The organism is Sulfitobacter sp. GN1-4 (assembly GCF_055693825.1).
In genome coordinates this window covers 1,804,746-1,823,202 of the sequence record NZ_JBVFUQ010000003.1, presented here as the reverse complement: position 1 = coordinate 1,823,202, position 18,457 = coordinate 1,804,746, and the positions used below count along the sequence as shown (strand labels likewise).

Annotated in this window: 14 protein-coding genes and 3 pseudogenes; 9 read left to right on the top strand and 8 right to left on the bottom strand. The window is 60.2% G+C overall.

Features of this window, described 5'->3' with window-relative positions:
* The 8 genes and pseudogenes from ACZ1HM_RS09500 to ACZ1HM_RS09465 form a co-directional block, all read right to left on the bottom strand.
* Complete coding sequence (locus tag ACZ1HM_RS09500) at window positions 1-1,149, bottom strand: acyl-CoA dehydrogenase family protein (RefSeq protein ID WP_472742569.1); 1,149 nt, start codon at window positions 1,147-1,149, stop codon at window positions 1-3.
* A 57-nt stretch (window positions 1,150-1,206) separates the two neighbouring features.
* Window positions 1,207-2,007 carry an enoyl-CoA hydratase family protein gene (locus tag ACZ1HM_RS09495; RefSeq protein ID WP_472742568.1) on the bottom strand — a complete coding sequence of 267 codons (801 nt, stop codon included), beginning with the start codon at window positions 2,005-2,007 and terminating at the stop codon, window positions 1,207-1,209.
* Window positions 1,997-2,449 carry a MarR family winged helix-turn-helix transcriptional regulator gene (locus tag ACZ1HM_RS09490; RefSeq protein ID WP_472742567.1) on the bottom strand — a complete coding sequence of 151 codons (453 nt, stop codon included), beginning with the start codon at window positions 2,447-2,449 and terminating at the stop codon, window positions 1,997-1,999. Before ACZ1HM_RS09490 ends, ACZ1HM_RS09495 begins: the two co-directional genes overlap by 11 nt.
* Window positions 2,446-3,164: pseudogene (locus tag ACZ1HM_RS09485) on the bottom strand (SDR family NAD(P)-dependent oxidoreductase). The gene ACZ1HM_RS09490 and the pseudogene ACZ1HM_RS09485 overlap by 4 nt, the downstream one beginning before the upstream one ends.
* On the bottom strand, window positions 3,161-5,452 hold the full coding sequence (locus ACZ1HM_RS09480; RefSeq protein WP_472742566.1) for a bifunctional salicylyl-CoA 5-hydroxylase/oxidoreductase: 2,292 nt from the start codon (window positions 5,450-5,452) through the stop codon (window positions 3,161-3,163). Before ACZ1HM_RS09480 ends, ACZ1HM_RS09485 begins: the two are co-directional and overlap by 4 nt.
* A gap of 89 nt (window positions 5,453-5,541) precedes the next feature.
* On the bottom strand, window positions 5,542-6,132 hold the full coding sequence (locus tag ACZ1HM_RS09475; protein WP_472742565.1) for a LysE family translocator: 591 nt from the start codon (window positions 6,130-6,132) through the stop codon (window positions 5,542-5,544).
* A gap of 15 nt (window positions 6,133-6,147) precedes the next feature.
* Window positions 6,148-7,206 carry an ABC transporter ATP-binding protein gene (locus ACZ1HM_RS09470; protein WP_472742564.1) on the bottom strand — a complete coding sequence of 353 codons (1,059 nt, stop codon included), beginning with the start codon at window positions 7,204-7,206 and terminating at the stop codon, window positions 6,148-6,150.
* A 1-nt stretch (window position 7,207) separates the two neighbouring features.
* Window positions 7,208-8,026 (bottom strand): IclR family transcriptional regulator, encoded by an 819-nt coding sequence (locus ACZ1HM_RS09465; RefSeq protein ID WP_472742563.1) that lies wholly within the window; start codon window positions 8,024-8,026, stop codon window positions 7,208-7,210.
* Window positions 8,027-8,227: 201 nt separating this feature from the next.
* Between ACZ1HM_RS09465 and ACZ1HM_RS09460 the strand changes: the two genes are divergently transcribed.
* The 9 genes and pseudogenes from ACZ1HM_RS09460 to ACZ1HM_RS09420 all read left to right on the top strand — a co-directional run bounded on the left by ACZ1HM_RS09460 (window position 8,228) and on the right by ACZ1HM_RS09420 (window position 18,443).
* Window positions 8,228-9,445 carry an ABC transporter substrate-binding protein gene (locus ACZ1HM_RS09460; protein WP_472744591.1) on the top strand — a complete coding sequence of 406 codons (1,218 nt, stop codon included), beginning with the start codon at window positions 8,228-8,230 and terminating at the stop codon, window positions 9,443-9,445.
* 107 nt (window positions 9,446-9,552) lie between these two features.
* Window positions 9,553-10,467: a carbohydrate ABC transporter permease gene (locus tag ACZ1HM_RS09455; protein ID WP_472742562.1), complete on the top strand. Its 915-nt coding sequence runs from the start codon at window positions 9,553-9,555 to the stop codon at window positions 10,465-10,467.
* Window positions 10,467-11,315: a carbohydrate ABC transporter permease gene (locus tag ACZ1HM_RS09450; protein WP_472742561.1), complete on the top strand. Its 849-nt coding sequence runs from the start codon at window positions 10,467-10,469 to the stop codon at window positions 11,313-11,315. The genes ACZ1HM_RS09455 and ACZ1HM_RS09450 overlap by 1 nt, the downstream gene beginning before the upstream one ends.
* A 79-nt stretch (window positions 11,316-11,394) precedes the next feature.
* Window positions 11,395-13,395, top strand: a complete 2,001-nt coding sequence (locus ACZ1HM_RS09445; protein WP_472742560.1) for an alpha-galactosidase — start codon at window positions 11,395-11,397, stop codon at window positions 13,393-13,395.
* 21 nt (window positions 13,396-13,416) lie between these two features.
* A complete protein-coding gene (locus ACZ1HM_RS09440) occupies window positions 13,417-14,187 on the top strand; it encodes an SDR family NAD(P)-dependent oxidoreductase (protein WP_472742559.1) in 771 nt (256 codons plus the stop codon).
* A gap of 1 nt (window position 14,188) precedes the next feature.
* A pseudogene (locus ACZ1HM_RS09435) lies at window positions 14,189-15,090 on the top strand (2-dehydro-3-deoxygalactonokinase).
* Window positions 15,087-15,692, top strand: a complete 606-nt coding sequence (locus tag ACZ1HM_RS09430) for a 2-dehydro-3-deoxy-6-phosphogalactonate aldolase (protein ID WP_472742558.1) — start codon at window positions 15,087-15,089, stop codon at window positions 15,690-15,692. The pseudogene ACZ1HM_RS09435 and the gene ACZ1HM_RS09430 overlap by 4 nt, the downstream one beginning before the upstream one ends.
* A complete protein-coding gene (locus ACZ1HM_RS09425; protein ID WP_472742557.1) occupies window positions 15,689-16,534 on the top strand; it encodes an SMP-30/gluconolactonase/LRE family protein in 846 nt (281 codons plus the stop codon). The genes ACZ1HM_RS09430 and ACZ1HM_RS09425 overlap by 4 nt, the downstream gene beginning before the upstream one ends.
* A pseudogene (locus tag ACZ1HM_RS09420) lies at window positions 16,531-18,443 on the top strand (beta-galactosidase). The gene ACZ1HM_RS09425 and the pseudogene ACZ1HM_RS09420 overlap by 4 nt, the downstream one beginning before the upstream one ends.
* Window positions 18,444-18,457: the final 14 nt, after the last annotated feature.

Below are 18,457 nucleotides of genomic sequence, written 5' to 3'. Positions count from 1 at the left end.
TCAGCCTCCTTGCAATGTTTGGCGGGCAATCACCACACGCTGCACATCTGACGCGCCTTCATAAATGCGCAGCGCGCGGATCTCTCGGTAGAGGCTTTCAACCATCTGCCCGTGGCGCACCCCGTCACCACCATGCAGCTGCACGGCCTTGTCGATCACCTGCTGGGCGTGATCCGTGGCAAAGAGCTTGGCCATCGCAGCCTCACGCGTGACCCGCGCGGCACCGCTGTCCTTAGCCCAAGCCGCGCGGTAGACCAGCAGCGCAGCCGCATCCACATCCAGCGCCATATCCGCAATATGCCCCTGCACCATCTGCAACTGGCTCAGCGGCGCGCCCTGCACCTGGCGGGTGGTGACACGGGCAATCGCCTCATCCAGCGCGCGGCGCGCAAACCCAAGTGCGGCGGCCGCCACGGTGGCGCGGAACACATCCAATACCGACATCGCAATGGCAAAGCCCCGCCCTGCCTCTCCGATTTGGGCACTGGCCGGGATCTTGACGCCGTCGAAATGCAATGTGGCCAGGGGATGCGGTGCCATCACCTCCAGCCGTTCCTCCACGATCAGACCAGCTGTGTCCGCAGGCACCACAAAGGCCGACAGCCCCTTAGCGCCCGGTGCCTCACCCGTGCGGGCCACAACGGTATAGACATCAGCAATGCCACCGTTCGATATCCAGGTTTTGCGCCCGTTCAACACAAATCCCGCACCGTCCCGCTCTGCAGTCATGGTAGAGGCCGCAACATCCGAGCCTGACTGCGGTTCCGTCAGCGCAAAGGCTGAGATGGCTGTGCCGCCCCGGGTCTTGGGCAACCACGCCGCTTGCTGCTCAGCCGAGCCAAAAAGCGATATCGCGCCTGTGCCCAAGCCTTGCATGGCAAAAGCAAAATCCGCCAACCCATCATGCCGCGCCAGTGTCTCGCGGATCAGACAGAGCGTGCGGACATCCAACGCCTCTCCGGCCATTGCGCCTGAATGGCGAAGCCACCCGCCCGCGCCCAAAAGGGCAACCAGCTCGCGGCAGGCGGCATCGGTATCGCTGTGATCAATACCCCCAAGGTTCTGGCCCGCCCAGACCTCAAGCGCGTCCGCCAACGCGCGGTGGTGGTCCTCAAAAAACGGCCAGGTCAGAAAACTCCGGTCAGGCATGGGGCGCACCCCCGGCTTCATCTTTCCAATATAACTTCAATACCGCCATCACAGCCTTCAATTCCCTTCGAAAACCGGGTGCTCCTTGGCCACAAAAGCCTGATAGGCCCGCTCAAAATCGCCGGTCTGCATGCAAATCGCCTGCGCTTGGGCTTCAGCCTCAATCGCCTGTTCGATCGACATCGCCCATTCCTGGGCCAACATCGTCTTGGTCATCATATGCGCAAAATTGGGGCCCGCTTGGATCTTCTGGGCAAAGGCCAGCGCCTCAGCCTCCAGCGTCTGGGCAGGCACCAACCGGTTGAAAAACCCCCAGCGCTCGCCTTCCTCTGCGCTCATGGACCGGCCTGTATAAAGCAGGTCCGCCGCACGGGTCTGACCAATAATGCGCGGCAGGATTGCGCAGGCACCCATGTCACAGCCCGCCAGACCCACACGGGTGAAAAGAAACGCGGTCTTGGCCTCGGGCGTTGCCATCCGCAGATCAGAGGCCATTGCGATGATCGCACCAGCGCCCACGCAAATCCCATCCACCGCCGCAATCACCGGCTTGCCACAATTGACAATCGCCTTGACCAGATCGCCCGTCATCCGGGTAAATTGCAGCAGTTCTTTCATGCTCATCTTGGTCAAAGGGCCAATGATATCATGCACATCCCCGCCGGAGCTGAAGTTGCCGCCGTTTGAGGCAAAGATCACCACATCAACATCATCGGCATAGACCAGATCACGAAACCAATCGCGCAGCTCAGCATAGCTTTCAAAGGTCAGCGGGTTTTTTCGGTCTGGCCGGTCCAGCCGAACGGTGGCAATGCGATCTTCAATCTGGCAGCGGAAATGGGTGACGTCACTGCGCATCAGCAGGCTCCCTTTCATGGGCGGCGATGGCATTCAGCCGCGCGGCCATTTCACGGGCCTCTGAGTCAGGGATCGCGGCCAGCATGGCGTCGATCCACTGCTCATGTTTGGCGGCCTGGCGGGCAAATTCGGCCTGCCCCGCTTGCGTCAGGCGCAACACGGTCGCGCGGCGGTCTCCGGGGACGGCGACACGTTCTACCAGCCCCTCATCGCTGAGACGGTCTGCAATGCCCGTCACATTGCCGTTGGACACCCGCAAAACCCCGCTGAGCTTGCTCATCTTCAGGCCCTGCGGATGGCGGGACAAGGCCGCCATCACATCAAAGCGGGGCAGCGTGGTGCTGTGATCCCGGCGCAGGTTTTCGCGCAGCTCTCCTTCGATGCCGCGCACGACTTTCAGAAGGCTTAACCACAGACGCAATCTGTCTTTGGATGCGGTCATATCTCACCACCAGAGACGACCAGATCATGGCCGTTGATCATTGAGGCATCAGCCGAGGCCAGAAAGCGCACGGCTGCCACGACCTCATCACAGGTGATCATGCGGCGCATGGGGTTGTTGGAGACCAACATCGCCTCTGCTGTGGCCTGATCGACATTCATATGCTTCATGATGTTCTTGGCAGCCCCTGCCGCCATATCCGTATCGACAAAGCCTGGACAAACGGCGTTACAGGTAATCCCGGTTTTGGCGACCTCGACAGCGACCGACCGGACCAGCCCCAGCACCCCATGTTTTGCAGCCGCATAGGCCGCCAGGTTCCCGCCGCCTTTCAGGCTGGCAATGGAGGCCATGGCAATCAACCGCCCCCCGCTGGCATGTCCTGAAGTGCTGCGCGGAAGGTATAAAACACCCCGGTGAGGTTCACGGCGATGGTGTCATCCCAGACCTTGGTGGGCATGTCCTTGACCGGGATGCCATAGCCTGCGCCCGCGTTTGCCACGACAACATCATAGGGCTGATCAAAAAGCGCTTTGACCGCGTCTTCGTTGGTCACATCAACCTGCAGGCACCGCATGTCGCCTTTTGCATTGGTTTCCTCCAACGCCTCCATCCGGCGGCCTGCGATGGTGACCTTGTCCCCTGCCGCTGCGAAATCCTGTGCAACGGCCCGACCAATGCCCGATCCGCCGCCTGTAACCAAAACCTGTCTCATATCTTCTCCATTTCCGCGGCGCGATCTGCCAGCCGCCATGATTGATCTCGGCCCGCTTCATAGGGTTTGGGCCATGCCGCCTGACGATCACCGATGGCGGTGGCCTGATGCAAGGTCCAATAGGGATCCGCCAGGTGCGGACGCCCGACACAGACCAGATCCGCCCGCCCGGCCATAAGGATGGAATTGACGTGATCGGCCTCATAGATGTTGCCCACGGCCATGGTCTTGATCCCGCATTCGTTGCGGATGCGGTCAGAAAAAGGCGTCTGGAACATGCGCCCGTAGACCGGCTTGCCCAGGGTTGAGGTTTGCCCTGCAGAGACATCAATGATGTCGGCCCCGGCACCTTCAAACAGCGCGGCGATTTGCACCGCTTCTTCGGGGGTCACCCCATCGTCCCCTGCCCAATCGGAGGCGGATATGCGCACGGACATCGGTTTGTCCGCGGGCCAAGCCGCCCGCATGGCTGCAAAAACCTCAAGCGGATAGCGCATGCGGTTCTCAAGCATGCCGCCGTAGGCGTCGGTGCGCTGGTTTGACAGCGGAGAGATGAAGGAGGAGATGAAATAGCCATGTGCCGCATGCAGCTCAATCATGTCAAAGCCCGCCCGCTCAGCCATTTGGGCCGCCGCCACAAAATCATCGCGGATGCGGTCCATGTCTGCACGGGTGGCAGCAGCCGGGACGGCGTTTTCATCTGACCACGGGATGGCCGAGGCTGAGATGAGCGGCCAGTTGCCTTGGGCCAAGGGCTTGTCCATCCCTTCCCAACCGATGCGCGTCGAACCTTTGCGCCCCGCATGGCCAATCTGGCAACAGATCTTGGCCTCCGTTTCGGCATGGACAAAATCGGTCAATCGGCGCCAGGCGGCTTCGTGCTGAGGGGCGTAAAGACCGGGACAGCCCGGCGTGATGCGGCCCTCCGCAGAAGGACAGGTCATTTCGGTATAGATCAACCCGGCCCCGCCCTTGGCCCGTTCGCCGTAATGGATAAGGTGCCAATCGGTGGGGCATCCCTCCACCGCTTTGTATTGCGCCATGGGGGAGACGACGACGCGGTTGGCCAAGGCCATGCCGCGCAGCTGGAACAGGGCAAACATCGGCGGGCGTACGGGCCCAATGGCCGCCGCACCTGACTGCTCCATAAACCAGCGTTCGGCGGACCCAAGCCATTTTGCGTCTCTTTCACGCAGGTTTTCATGGCTGATCCGCTGTGACCGTGTCAGCAGCGAATAGTTCAACTGGACCGGATCAAAATCGAGGTAACGCTCCACATCCTCAAACCATTCCAATGAGTTGCGGGCCGCAGATTGCAGGCGCAGCACCTCTAGGCGGCGGTCTTCTTCATAGCGGGCAAAGGCGTCGGTGATGGTGGGGGCGGTACAGACCAGATCGGCCAGCGATATCGCAGATTCCAACGCCAGCTTGGTGCCTGAGCCAATGGAAAAATGCGCCGTCGCAGCCGCATCGCCCATGAGGGCCACGTTCTTATGGGTCCATTTTTCGCACAACACGCGCGGGAACTTGATCCAGGCTGATCCGCGAATGTGCTTGGCATTGGTCATCAGCGCATGACCGTCCAGATGCTCTTTGAACACCTCTTCGCAGATGGCGATGGTTTCCTGCTGGGTCAGCTCCCCAAAGCCGAAGTTGTCAAAGGTTTCCTGGCTGCATTCGACGATGAAAGTCGCGGTGTCTTGGTCGAATTGGTAGGCATGAACCCAGAGCCAGCCCTTGTCCGTTTTCTCAAATATGAAGGTAAAGGCATCATCGAACTTTTGATGGGTGCCAAGCCAGATGAATTGGCATTTGCGCAGGTCGATGTCGGGCTGGAACACCTCCTGAAACTCCATCCGGTTTTTTGAATTTAAGCCGTCGCAGGCGATCACTAGATCATAGTCTTCCATGTAGGCTGAGGCGCTTTCGACCTCAGTTTCAAAGTGCAACGTCACCCCCAGGGCGCGGGCACGGGCCTGCAACAAGACCAGCAGCTTCTTGCGCCCGATACCGCAAAAACCGTGGCCTGAGCTGACCGTCTTTTGCCCTTTGTAGATGAGCGCCATGTCATCCCAATAGGCAAAGTTTGCGCGGATTTCAGCGGCGGAGACCGGGTCATTCTCATGCAGGTTTTGCAGTGTTTCGTCAGACAGAACCACGCCCCACCCAAAGGTGTCATCGGGCTTGTTCCGCTCAAGCACTGTCACGTCTGCATCAGGATTTCGCAGCTTGAGTGAGATGGCAAAGTAGAGGCCCGCAGGTCCGCCACCCAAACAAATCACACGCATCTGAAGCCCCCGTCCAGTTCCTGACAGGAGCCTAGGACGGGGAATACATTTCTTCAAGCAAAAATATTTTATATCTAAAATTATCTCTCTTAAAGGAAGATCAACACCACCGTTGCCGCCATCAGACCGGCCATCGCGGTCATGAAGACTCGCCAGCGCGCCTCAGATTGCAGCAATCCTGACAAAAGCTGACCTGTAGAGGTCCAAAATAGGCAAACGCCCAGGTTAATGGCCGCAAAGACTGCAAAGAGCCGCAGGGCCTCGGCCGTCGGGCTTAGGCCAATGCCAAAACCGGCAGAGGCGGCGATGGTCACGGCCCAGATTTTGGGGTTCACGGCCTGAAAAAGAACCGCCTGCACAAACGTGAAGGGCTTGCCGCTGTCGGCGGACCGGCCCGCGCGCCCGGCTTGCGCCGTCTTCCACGCCAGCCACAGGATCCAAAGCGCTGCGGCCAGTTGGAAACTAAATTTGAGGATGGGGGCGGCCAGCAATACTGCCCCGATGCCGATACCGCTTGAGGCGGCGATGATGCCCGTCCCGATCGGCACGCCCAACATATGCGGGACCGTGGCGCGAAACCCGAACCTTGCCCCTGATGCGGTCAGCATCACGACATTAGGTCCGGGCGAGAAGAGCCCAGCAAAAACAAACAGGATCAGCGGAAGCGATGCGCTCAGCACGGGCGGCGGCCTGTTCTAGCGGATCCGCATCTCCGTTTTGGCGTCAAAGAGCATGGCGCGGCGCGGCTCAAAGCTGATGTCGACAGTGTCGCCTTCGCTGGCCCGCTCATCGCCACGCTCTTCGCAGATGATCCGTTCGTCGGTGTGCGTGGCCAGGTGCAGATAGCTGACACCGCCCAGCGCCTCTGAAATATCCGCAGACAGGGCACCTTTGCCGATTGTCACCTCAATATGCTCGGGCCGGACGCCCAGAATGACCTCACTGCCCTCGGCAGGCAGGTTGACCTCAACCTTAACCGAGCGGCCCAGCGCGGGCACGTCCACTTCGCCGCCCTTAACGGTGCCATTGAGGAAGTTCATCGCAGGCGAGCCGATGAAACCTGCCACAAATTTGTTGTCCGGGTCGCGGTAGAGGTGCAGAGGCGCGCCGACCTGTTCAATATAGCCCGCGCGCAGAACGACGATCTTGTCGGCCAGGGTCATCGCCTCAACCTGATCGTGGGTCACGTAAATCATGGTTGCGCCGATTTCCTTGTGCAACCGGGCAATTTCTACACGCATTTCCACGCGCAGCTCAGCGTCGAGGTTGGACAGCGGTTCATCAAAGAGGAACACCTCAGGCCCGCGCACAATCGCCCGGCCAATGGCCACCCGCTGACGCTGCCCGCCCGAGAGGTTGGCTGGCTTGCGTTTGAGATATTGATCCAGCTTGAGAATGTCAGAAGCGGCCTGGACCTTTTTGTTGATCTCCGCCTTGGGCACGCCGTTCATCTTAAGGCCAAAGCCCATGTTTTCAGCCACCGTCATATGCGGATAAAGCGCGTAGGTCTGGAACACCATCGCCACGCCGCGCTCTGACGGGTCTGCCTTGGTCACGTCACGAGCGCCGATTTGAATGGTGCCGTCTGAGGTTTCCTCCAGCCCCGCGATCATGCGCAGCAAGGTGGATTTGCCGCAGCCTGACGGGCCGACGAAGACGCAGAATTCGCCGTCCTCCACCTCCAGATCGATCCCGTGGATGACCTGAACATCGCCATAACGCTTGATGGCTTTTTGCAGTGTGACCCCTGTCATTTTATGCCCCTATGTATTGGTGCGGCCCATCCTGGCCGGCAGGTTCAATGAGATGGACGGGAAAGCGCCAGGCTTCGGCGTCCGCAGCGATAGCACGCGCGGCAGCCTGCAAATCTGGCACCAGGGCGTCCAGTTTTTCGTAACTTGTGTGCTGGGTAGAACCGGTGATCGACAAACCGCCAAGCACCTGTGCCCGCGAGGATAGAATAGGCACCGCGATGCAGATGATCCCCGGCTCGTGTTCTTCGCGGTCGTAAGCGTGCCCACGTTGGGCGATGTTGTTCAGCTCATCCTTCAAGCTGGACGCATCTGCCAGTGTTTGCGGTGTGAAGCGGTGATAGCTTTGCTGCTCCAGCTGCGCCTGTTGCTGGCCTTCGGGCAGGAAGGCCAACATCGCCTTGCCGACGCCGGTGCAATAGGCCGGGCCAATCTTGCCCGCGTCTGAATACATCTCAACAGGCTGTGTGGCATTGCGTTTATCCACATAAAGCACCTGCCCGTGGTCCAATTGCGCCAGATGCACCGTCAGGCCCACCTTATGGCTGAGCGCATCAATATGTGGGCGCGCCAGTGGTCCGATGCTGGTTTGTTTCCAGGCCGCATGGGCCAACCGCACAAGCCGCAGACCCACCGAATAAGTTTGGTGTTCGGGATCATAGGCCAGCAGGCGCTGGTTGGTCAGGGTTTGCAAGAATCGGTAGAGCGTGGCCTTTGGAAAAGGCGAGCCTTCGAGCAACGTGCCAAAGCGCACGGGCCGGCCAAATTCGGCCACCTGCTCCAAGACATCCATTGCTTTGCCCACTGTGCCGTCACCGGACATTGTGGCACCTCCCATTTCGTGGCGTCCGACCTCCCCGTCGGTGCGCATTCTCCGCATCGCCACTTGACAAGGATGGCAGGGTGCGATGTAGTTTTCAATATATAAAACCTTGTTCCAAATAATGGAACTCAAAAGTGATCTCGGGAGGAACCAATGACATCACTGAAATCGAAGGTGCTGGGCGTATTCGCTGGCACAACCATGCTTGCCGGTGCGGCCTTTGCTGATGGCCATGCAAAGCTGAGCGGCGACCTGGTCATTTTCTCTGATATGTCCAACCCAGCGCCCCGTGCGGTGATGGAAGGCATGGTTGAACGCTTTGGTGAAATGCATCCTGATCTGAACATTGAGCTGACGGTCATCGACCGCGAAGCTTATAAGACGCAGATCCGCAACTTCCTGACCGCTGACGCGCCAGATGTTGCCAACTGGTATGCCGCCAACCGCATGCGTCCTTACGTGGATGCGGGCCTGTTTGAAGACGTCTCTGACGTTTGGGAAGGCACGCTGAGCGAAGAGCTGGCGTCGACCAAAGGGGCGATGACACTCGACGGTAAGCAGTGGGGTGTGCCCTATACCTACTACCAGTGGGGCGTCTACTACCGCAAAGACATCTACGAAGAGCTGGGCCTGTCTGAGCCTTCCAACTGGGAAGAGTTCAAGGCCAACTGCCAGGCGGTGATCGATTCGGGCAAAAAATGCTTCACGCTGGGCTCCAAATTCCTGTGGACGGCAGCAGGCTGGTTTGACTACCTGAACATGCGCACCAACGGCTATGACTTCCACGCGGCCCTGACCAATGGTGAGATTTCCTGGACAGACGACCGGGTCAAAGCAACCTTCGCCAACTGGAAAGAGCTGCTGGACATGGGTGCGTTCATTGACGATCACACCGCATACAGCTGGCAGGAATCCCTGCCCTTCATGACCAATGGCGATGCGGCTGCGATCCTGAAAGGCAACTTTGCCGTCGCCCCCCTGCGCGAAGCGGGTCTGGACGACAGCAAGCTGGACTTCCACCAGTTCCCAGCGATCAACGGCGATGTGGCCCTGGCCGAGGATGCGCCAACAGACACGTTCCACATCCCGTCCAACGCCAAGAACAAAGACAACGCCCGCGCGTTCCTGAAGTTCGTGGCCTCTGCTGAGAACCAGACCATCATCAACTCTGGTGACGCGCTGGGTCAGTTGCCTGTGAACAACCAGTCCTCCGTGGACCAAGACAAGTTCCTGCTGGAAGGCTTTGAAATGCTGTCCTCCAACAGCCCAGGCGGTGTGGCGCAGTTCTTTGACCGTGACGCGCCTGCGGAGATGGCCAAGGTTGCCATGGAAGGCTTCCAGGAGTTCATGGTGAAGCCTGACAGTCTGGACCGGATCCTGGCCAAGCTGGACCGTGCCCGCGAGCGGATCTACCGCTAAGACCTTTGGGCGCGCGCGGTTCGCTGCGCGCGCCTGCAAGCACCTTTGGTGCTTTTGATCTCAGACCGATTTGGTGCGCATGCACCCTTGCCCGCTGAGGACAGCTCATGTCAGACGCCGCCGCAGACCGTAGTTTTTGGGAACGCAATCAGCAGACGCTTGCGCCGTGGTTGTTCCTGGCTCCGGGGATTTTGTTCTTTGTCTTTTACGTCATCTATCCGGTGTTCCAGTCGTTTAACCTGTCGCTCTACGAATGGGACGGACTGGGGGCCAAGGAATACGTCGGGCTGCGCAACTACGAAGACCTCTATTGGGAATACGTCGACCAAGACGCTTTCTACGTCTCTTTGAAAAACAACATCATCTGGCTGTTCCTTTATCTGGCGGCGATCCCTGCGGGGCTTTTCATTGCGTTGTTTCTCAATCAGACGGTGACGGGCATCCGGCTTTATAAGTCACTGTTTTTCTTTCCTTTCGTGATCTCTCAGGTCGTTGTGGGCCTGGTGTTCACGTGGTTTTATGACCCCGCTTTTGGCTTTTTGAACGTCTTTCTGGGATGGTTCGGCGCGGGCCCCATCAACATGCTGGGCGATGAACGATACGTCACCTACGGCGTGATCATCGCAGGCCTGTGGCCACAGACCGCTTATTGCATGATCCTCTACCTTACCGGCCTGAATGCCGTGGACCCAGAGCAGATCGAGGCCGGGCGTCTGGACGGGGCCAAGGGCTGGCGGATGCTGTGGCATGTGGTGCTGCCGCAGCTCAAGCCTGCGACCTTCATCGCTTTTGTGGTCACGATCATCGGCGCGCTGCGTTCGTTTGACCTGATTTCTGTCATGACCAGCGGCGGGCCTTTCGGGTCGTCCCGCGTGTTGGCCTATTACATGTTTGAGGTGGCCCTGTCTGAATACGGTTTCCGCATGGGCTATGGGGCGGCCATTGCTGTGGTGCTCTTTGCGATCATGATGGTCTTTATTGCCTACTTCCTCTTCTCCATGTACCGCGAGGAGAAACGCTGATGTTCCCTACCCCGCTTGATAAACGTGGGCCCATGGCCAAGCCGATCTATCAGGCCGTGTTGCCTGTGGCGCTGCTGGCCTGGTTGTTGCCGCTGCTGGCTGTTGCGATCTTTTCGATCAAACCGGGTGCGGATTTCACCAATGCCAACTACTGGGGCGTGCCCTCGTCCTTCAACTTTGTTGAGAACTACGGCCAGGTGTTTTTCAATTCTGACATGCCGCGGTATTTGCTGAATTCTTTCATGATCACCATCCCCACGGTGATTGGTGCGGTCGCACTGTCGGCCATGGCCGGGTTTGCCTTGGGCGTTTACCGGTTCAAGGCCAACATCTGGATCTTTTTCATGTTCGTGGCGGGCAACTTTGTGCCCTTCCAGATCCTGATGGTGCCGGTGCGTGATCTGACACTCGACATGGGGCTTTATGACACCAAGCTGGGGCTGATCCTGTTCCATGTGGCGTTCCAGACCGGGTTCTGCACGCTGTTCATGCGCAACTTTATCCGCGCCCTGCCCTATGAGCTGATTGAGGCGGCGCGGGTTGAGGGGATCTCAGAAATTCGCATCTTCTGGTATGTGGTTCTGCCCTTGATGAAACCTGCGCTGGCGGCGCTGTCGGTGCTGATCTTTACCTTCATCTGGAACGATTATTTCTGGGCGGTGGTGCTGACCCAGGGTCCAGACAGCCAGCCTGTGACGGCAGGCATCACGGCATTCAACTCAGAATTCCGCGCGATGTATCATCTGATGAGCGCAGGCTCACTTGTGGCGGCTCTGCCCCCGGTGGCGATGTTCTTTCTGATGCAAAAGCACTTTATTGCAGGTCTAACACTGGGTGCCGTGAAGTGATCAAAACATGGAGGCTGGACGGCCCGCGTCAGACCTTGGCTCTGGCGTCGGTTGAAGATCGCTGTCCTGAAGTGATCTATTGGGGGCACCCCTGCCGTTGGACGAAAACCTGAGCGATCTGGCGGCGTCCACGCAGCTTGACGTCACCGGCGGCATGTTGGACCGCAACCCGGATCTGTCGATCTGCCCTGAGGCCGCGCGCAGCTTTCATGGCCAGCCGGGCCTGATTGTGCGGGATGCCGACGGCACGCCGCTGTTGCCGCAGTTCACCCTGGCCGATGCCCAGCAAGACGCGCATGAGCTGCGGGTCGTCTGCGCGGATCTGATCAGCCGGTTGACCTATACCGCGACCTTCACAATGGACCCCGTGACCCATGTGATCGCGATGACCGCAACGCTGACCTCTGACAGACCGCTGCATCTGCATTGGCTGGCAGCGCCTGTGTTGCCTGCCCCGCAGGCGGCGGATGAGATGATAGATTTCGCCGGGCGCTGGTGCGGAGAGTTTCAGACCAACCGCACGCCCTGGTCTGCGGGCATCCGCTACCGCGAAAACCGCACGGGCCGTACGGGCCATGAACATTTCCCGGGCCTCTTTATCCCCTGCCGGGGGGCCACCAATGCCAGTGGCGAGGCTTATGCCTTTCACTATGGCTGGTCCGGTGGTCACCGGATGATCGCAGAAGAGCTGCCAGACGGGCGTCGCCAAATCCAGTTTGGCCATGCCGCACGCATGGAAACCGCGCCTGCAACTGAGTTCAAGACAGCGCCGCTCTATGCGGTCTATTCGTCTGATGGGTTGAACGGATGCGCGGTGTCCTTTCAGCGCCACTTGCGCGACCGGATCGTGCCCTGGACCAAACCCGGCATCCCGCGCCCGGTGCATTACAACTGCTGGGAAGCGGTCTATTTCGATCACAACCTTGATAAGCTCAAAGAAATCGCCAGCCTGGCTGCCGGGCTGGGGGCGGAGCGCTTTGTGCTGGATGATGGCTGGTTTGGCCAGCGCGACGATGACACCTCATCGCTTTCAGATTGGGAGGTGGATCCGCGCAAATACCCTGACGGGTTGGGGCCGCTGATTGATCACGTGCACCGCGAAGGCATGTCTTTTGGCATCTGGTTTGAGCCTGAGATGATCAACCCAGACAGCAACATCCACCGCGCCCATCCCGATTGGGCGCTGGGATCGGATGATCAAATCCTCGGGCGCCAGCAAAAGGCGCTGAATATGGCGATGCCTGAGGTGCGCGACTTTATCTATGAACGCATGGCCGCGATCCTGTCTGCGCATGAGATCGAGTATATCAAGTGGGACCATAACCGTGTCCTGCCGATGCCGGATGCCGATCAGACGCGTGGGTCTTATGCCTTGCTTGATCGTCTGCGCGCCGATTTCCCGCAAGTGGAAATTGAAAGCTGCGCGTCGGGCGGTGGGCGCATTGACTTTGGTATCCTGACCCGGACCCAACGCGTATGGCTCAGCGATAGCAACGACGCGCTGGAGCGGTTGCGCATGCAGCATAACGCGGCACTTTTCCTGCCCTCTGCTGTCACAGGCAGCCACGTTGGGCCGCGCCATTGCCACACCTCTGGGCGCACGCTTGATATAGAATTCCGGGCCTGGGTGGCAGCACAGCGCCACATGGGGTTTGAAATGGACCCGCGTGAGCTGGACGCGCGCGAAACTGAGGTGCTGCGCGATGTCACGGCATGGTGGAAAGCCAACCGCGATTGGATGTACAGCGCCGATATCTTGCGCCTTGAGGCCGCGGACCCGGCCATTGTGGCCGAACAGCAGTTGGCCCAGGACGGCAGCAGGTTTGTCACCTTTGTGGGAAAGGCCGCGACATCTGCGCAGATTGCGCCGCGTCCCTTGCGTCTGACCCGGCTTGATCCTGGCGCACGCTATAAGATCACGCTGCGCAACCGCGCCTCTGCGTCTGAGCTGTCACGCGGTGATCATATTCTCAAGAACGGGCCGCTTACCTTGACCGGTGCGGCGCTGATGAACGCGGGCTTCACCCTGCCCTGGAGTTTCCCCGAAACGATGTGGGTGTTGGAAGGCGAACGGCTGTGAGCCTCGCCAAAGGAGAATGACATGACCCAAACAGCAACGTTTCACGACCTCAAAGGCAAATCCGTCTACATCACCGGCGGTGGCTCTGGCATAGGCGCTTCGCTGACGGACGGCTTTCTGGCACAGGGGGCCAAGGTGGCCTTTATCGGCCGCTCGGATGCGTCGGGCTTTGTGGCCGAGATGGAGGCGAAACACGGGGTGGCCCCGCATTTCTTTCAAGGCGACATCACCGATATGGACCGCCTGCAAGGCACCATCGCTGAGGCCGCAGAGCGGCACGGGGCCATCGACGTGCTGGTCAGCAATGCTGCGAATGATCAGCGCCACAGTGCCACGGAAATCACCCCTGAAACCTGGGACAACCTGCAGGCCATCAACCTCAAGGCCTACTTCTTTGCCGCGCAGGCGGTGGTGGCTGGGATGCAAGGCAAAGGCGCGGGCAGCATCATCAACTTCAGCTCGATCAGCTATATGATGGGCAATGCAGGATACCCTGCCTATACCACCGCAAACGGGGGGATCACCGCCATGACCCGGTCGCTTGCCCGTGAGTTCGGGCCGGACGGGATCCGGGTAAACGCGCTGGCACCGGGGTGGGTGCTGACCCAAAAGCAGCTTGATCAATGGGCCACACCCGAAGGGCTGGCGGCGCATCTGGAACGCCAATGCCTGAAAACCCATTTGGTGCCGCAAGATATTGTCGACGCCACCTTGTTCCTGGCCTCAGAGGCCAGCCGCATGATGACCGGCCAATGTATGGTCGTGGACGGCGGCGTGGTGACGACCGGTTAATATGGCAGAGGCGATCACACCCGAATGGATTGCCGTTGACTGGGGCACCAGCAACCTGCGCGCTTGGGCGATGCGGGGCAGTCAGGTTTTGGCCACAGCACACTCCGGTGACGGCATGGGCGGTCTGGAAAAATCCGGGTTTGAACCCGCTTTGACTGCGCTGCTGGCCGGGTGGGACGTTGGCCCTGGTACAGACATTCTTGCCTGTGGAATGGTAGGCTCGCGCCAAGGCTGGGTCGAAGCCCCCTACCGCGCAGTGCCCTGCACGCCGCTGGCGGATGAAACTGTGCCCGCCCCGGCACAATCGCTAGCGGTCCGCGTCATCTCAGGTTTGCGCCAGGACAGCCCCCCGACGTGATGCGCGGCGAGGAAACGCAGATCGCGGGTTTTTTGGCGTTGAATGACGGATGGGACGGTGTTGTCTGCCTGCCCGGCACGCATACCAAATGGGCGCAGGTATCAGCGGGCGAAGTCGTCAGCTTTCAGACCTTCATGACCGGTGAGCTTTTTGCCACGCTGTCGCGCCAATCTGTACTGCGCCATTCGGTGGCGGGGGACGGTTGGGACGACGCCACCTTTGATGAGGCCGTCAACGAAGCGCTGAGCAAACCCGAAAAGCTTGCCGCACGGCTCTTTTCCATTCGCGCCAGTGATCTGCTAGAAGGGGCCACCCCTGACAGCAACCGCGCGCGGCTTTCGGGATTGCTGCTGGGGGCTGAACTGGCCGCGGCCCGCCCCTATTGGCTGGGCACGCAAATCGCAATAATCGGCGATGATCGCCTGGCGACCCCCTATGCCCGCGCCTTGCAGGCCCAGGGCGCGCCTGCGACCATCACAGATGCCGAACGGATGACGCTCGCCGGGCTGACCGCGGCGTTCCGACCTCAAAAGGACACGGTATGACATTGCCACTGATTGCCATCTTGCGCGGCCTGACCCCAGCCGAGGCTACGGCCGTGGGTGCCGCCATTGTTGAGGCGGGCATCACTACGATTGAGGTGCCGTTGAATTCACCAGATCCGTTGCAAAGCATCGAAGTTCTGGCAAAAGAGCTGGGCCCGGACGTCACCGTGGGCGCGGGCACGGTGCTGAGCGTGGCGCAAGTGGACCAGGTGGCAGACGCAGGCGGGCAGATCATCGTCTCGCCCAATTGCAATGCGGCGGTGATCGGCCAAACCAAGGCACGCGGGCTACAAAGCTGGCCGGGCGTCTTCACCCCGACTGAGGCTTTTGCCGCGTTGGAGGCCGGGGCGGACGGGCTGAAGCTTTTTCCCGGCGCGATGGCGGGCACGGGCGGGCTGTCTGCGATGCGGGCGATCTTGCCCCAAGGCACGTTGGTTTATGCGGTTGGCGGCGCGGGGGCGGACAACTTTGCCGAATGGATTGCCGCCTCAGCCGATGGGTTTGGCATCGGGTCTGCGCTTTATAAGCCGGGGCTTTCTGCACAAGACGTGGGCACGCGGGCGCGGGCCATCGTGGCCGCCTACCGCCAGGCCACCGCATGAGCGTTTTTGACCCCACCCAATGTGATCTGGGCGAAGGACCGCTGTGGCACCCTGAACGGCAAGAGCTGTTTTGGTTCGACATCATGGCAAAGCGTCTATTCGCGCGCGGCAACGGGCCGCTGCGGCAGTGGCAGTTCGATGAACATTGCTCAGCTGCGGGGTGGATTGACCGGGACCATCTGCTGATGGCCTCAGAAACCGGGCTGTGGCGTTTCGGCATCGAGGACGGATCCCAAGAGCTGGTCTGCGCCTTGGAGGCAGAGAACCCCGTCACACGGTCAAACGATGGCCGCGCGGACCCCTGGGGCGGGTTCTGGATTGGCACCATGGGCAAGATGGCCGAGCCGAAGGCGGGCGCCATCTTCCGGTTCTATCAAGGGGAGCTGCGCCAGATCGCGCCGCAGATCACCATCAGCAATGCCATCTGCTTTGCCCCAGACCGCAGCTGTGGCTATTACACCGATACGGTGACGCAACAGGTGATGCGCCTGTCGCTTAATCCAGATACCGGATGGCCTGACGGGCCTGCAGAGGTGATCATTGATCTGCAAGGCACGCGTCTGAACCCCGATGGTGCGGTGACGGATGCGGACGGTCAGATCTGGATTGCGATGTGGGGGTCCTCTTGCGTGGTGTGCTTTGGGCCGGACGGCGAAGAGCGTTCACGCATCGAGGTGCCGGGCAAGCACACCACCTGCCCCGCTTTCGGTGGCCCTGACCTGCGCGATCTGTTTGCCACCTCTGCCACGCAGGCGTTGAAAGACCCCTCTGCCCCGCAAGGTGCCACTTTTGTCACCGGGGATGTGGCGCAGGGCGTGGCGGAACCTCGGGTGATCTTGTGAAACGCGCGCTTGGGGTTTGCTATTACCCTGAACACTGGCCCGAAGACATCTGGGCCAAGGACGCCGCCCGCATGGTGGCGGCAGGTATTTCCTGGGTGCGGATCGGGGAGTTCGCCTGGTCCAAACTGGAGCCTGCCCCCGGTGCATTCAGCTGGGACTGGCTTGACCGCGCGGTTGAGGTGCTGGGCAACGCTGGATTGCAGATCGTCATGGGCACGCCGTCGGCCACGCCGCCGCGCTGGATGCAGGAAAAGTTCCCGGACATGCTGGCCCATGACGCCGCAGGCCGTGCGCGCACCTTCGGATCAAGGCGGCACTATTGCCACAGCCATCTGGGATACCGCACAGCCGCCGCAGATATGGCTGCTGCGATGGGGCGGCGCTATGGGCGCAACCGGCATATCGCGGCCTGGCAGATTGACAATGAATACGGCTGTCACGACACGGTGCTGAGCTATTCAGACGCCGCGCGGCGCGCGTTTCGCGATTGGCTGGCGCAAAGGTATCAAAGCATTGATGCGCTGAACCGGTCCTGGGGCAATGTGTTTTGGTCGATGGAATATGACCATTTTGACCAGATAGAACTGCCCAACCTCACCGTCACACAGCCCAACCCGGCGCATGAGATGGCGTTCCGCCGCTTTGCCTCGGATCAGGTGGTGGCCTGGAATGCAGCACAGGTGGCGGCATTGCGGCCGCACACGGATGCGCCGCTGATCCATAACTACATGGGTCGGGTGCTGGAATTTGACCATTTCGCACTGGCCGCGGACCTCGATATCGCGTCATGGGACAGCTACCCTATTGGGTTTCTGTCGGACCGGCTGGAAGGGGATGCCACGCACAAGGCCACCTACCTGCAACAGGGCGATCCTGACATGCAGGCGTTTCATCACGATCTGTACCGCGCCTTGAATCAGGGCCGTTGGTGGGTGATGGAACAGCAGCCGGGGCCGGTGAACTGGGCACCTTACAACCCCGCCCCCTTGCCCGGCATGGTGCGCCTGTGGTCGTGGGAGGCATTTGCCCACGGTGCAGAAGTTGTCAGCTACTTCCGCTGGCGCCAGGCCCTTTTGCGCAAGAGCAGATGCACGCAGGCCTGCTACGCGCAGATGATGCTGAGGCCCCGGGAATGGCAGAGGCCGCAGAGGTGGGACGCGAACTTGCCCAAATGCCAGAGGTGGCGCTTGCGCAGGCACCGGTGGCCATCCTTTTTGACTATGCCTCGGACTGGGCTTGGAAGACGCTGCCGCAGGGGGCGGATTTTGATTATTTCCGCTTGGTCTTTGACGCCTATAAGGCGCTGCGGCGGCGCGGGCTTTCGGTGGATTTTCTGCCGCCCCATGCCAGCATCGATCAGCTTTCAGCCTACCGGGCGGTATTTGCGCCGGGCATCGCCGAGATGTCGGGTGGTCTGATGGACAACCTGGCAGCCGCCAAGGTGCCCGCCTTGATCGGCCCGCGCAGCAATCTGATGAGTGCAGAGATGTCGACAGCCCTGCCCCTTGGGCCTGCCATACCAGGCCTTGATGCGCGGGTTAGCCGGGTGGAAAGCCTGCCGCCTGGTGTATCACGGCCTGTGTCGGGTGGTGGGGCGCTCAGACACTGGGTGGAACATGTTGAGGGGCAGGCACGGTCTGTCTTTTCCCAAAACGATGGCAATCCCGTTTGCGTCGCCAAAGACCACCTGCACTATCTTTGCGGCTGGCCGGATCAGGCGCTGTGGGATCGGTTGGTCAGCCAGCTTTGCCAGGGTCTGGCGCTGTTGTCATTGCCGGAAGGCCTGCGTTTGCGCGACACGGAGACCCATCAGTTTGCGTTTAACTACGGACCAGAACCCGTTGATTGGCATGGCGAAACACTCCCTCCAGCAGGGGTGTCCTGGTATCCTAAACCCGCACCCCTTTGACAGGGAGGCTCCCG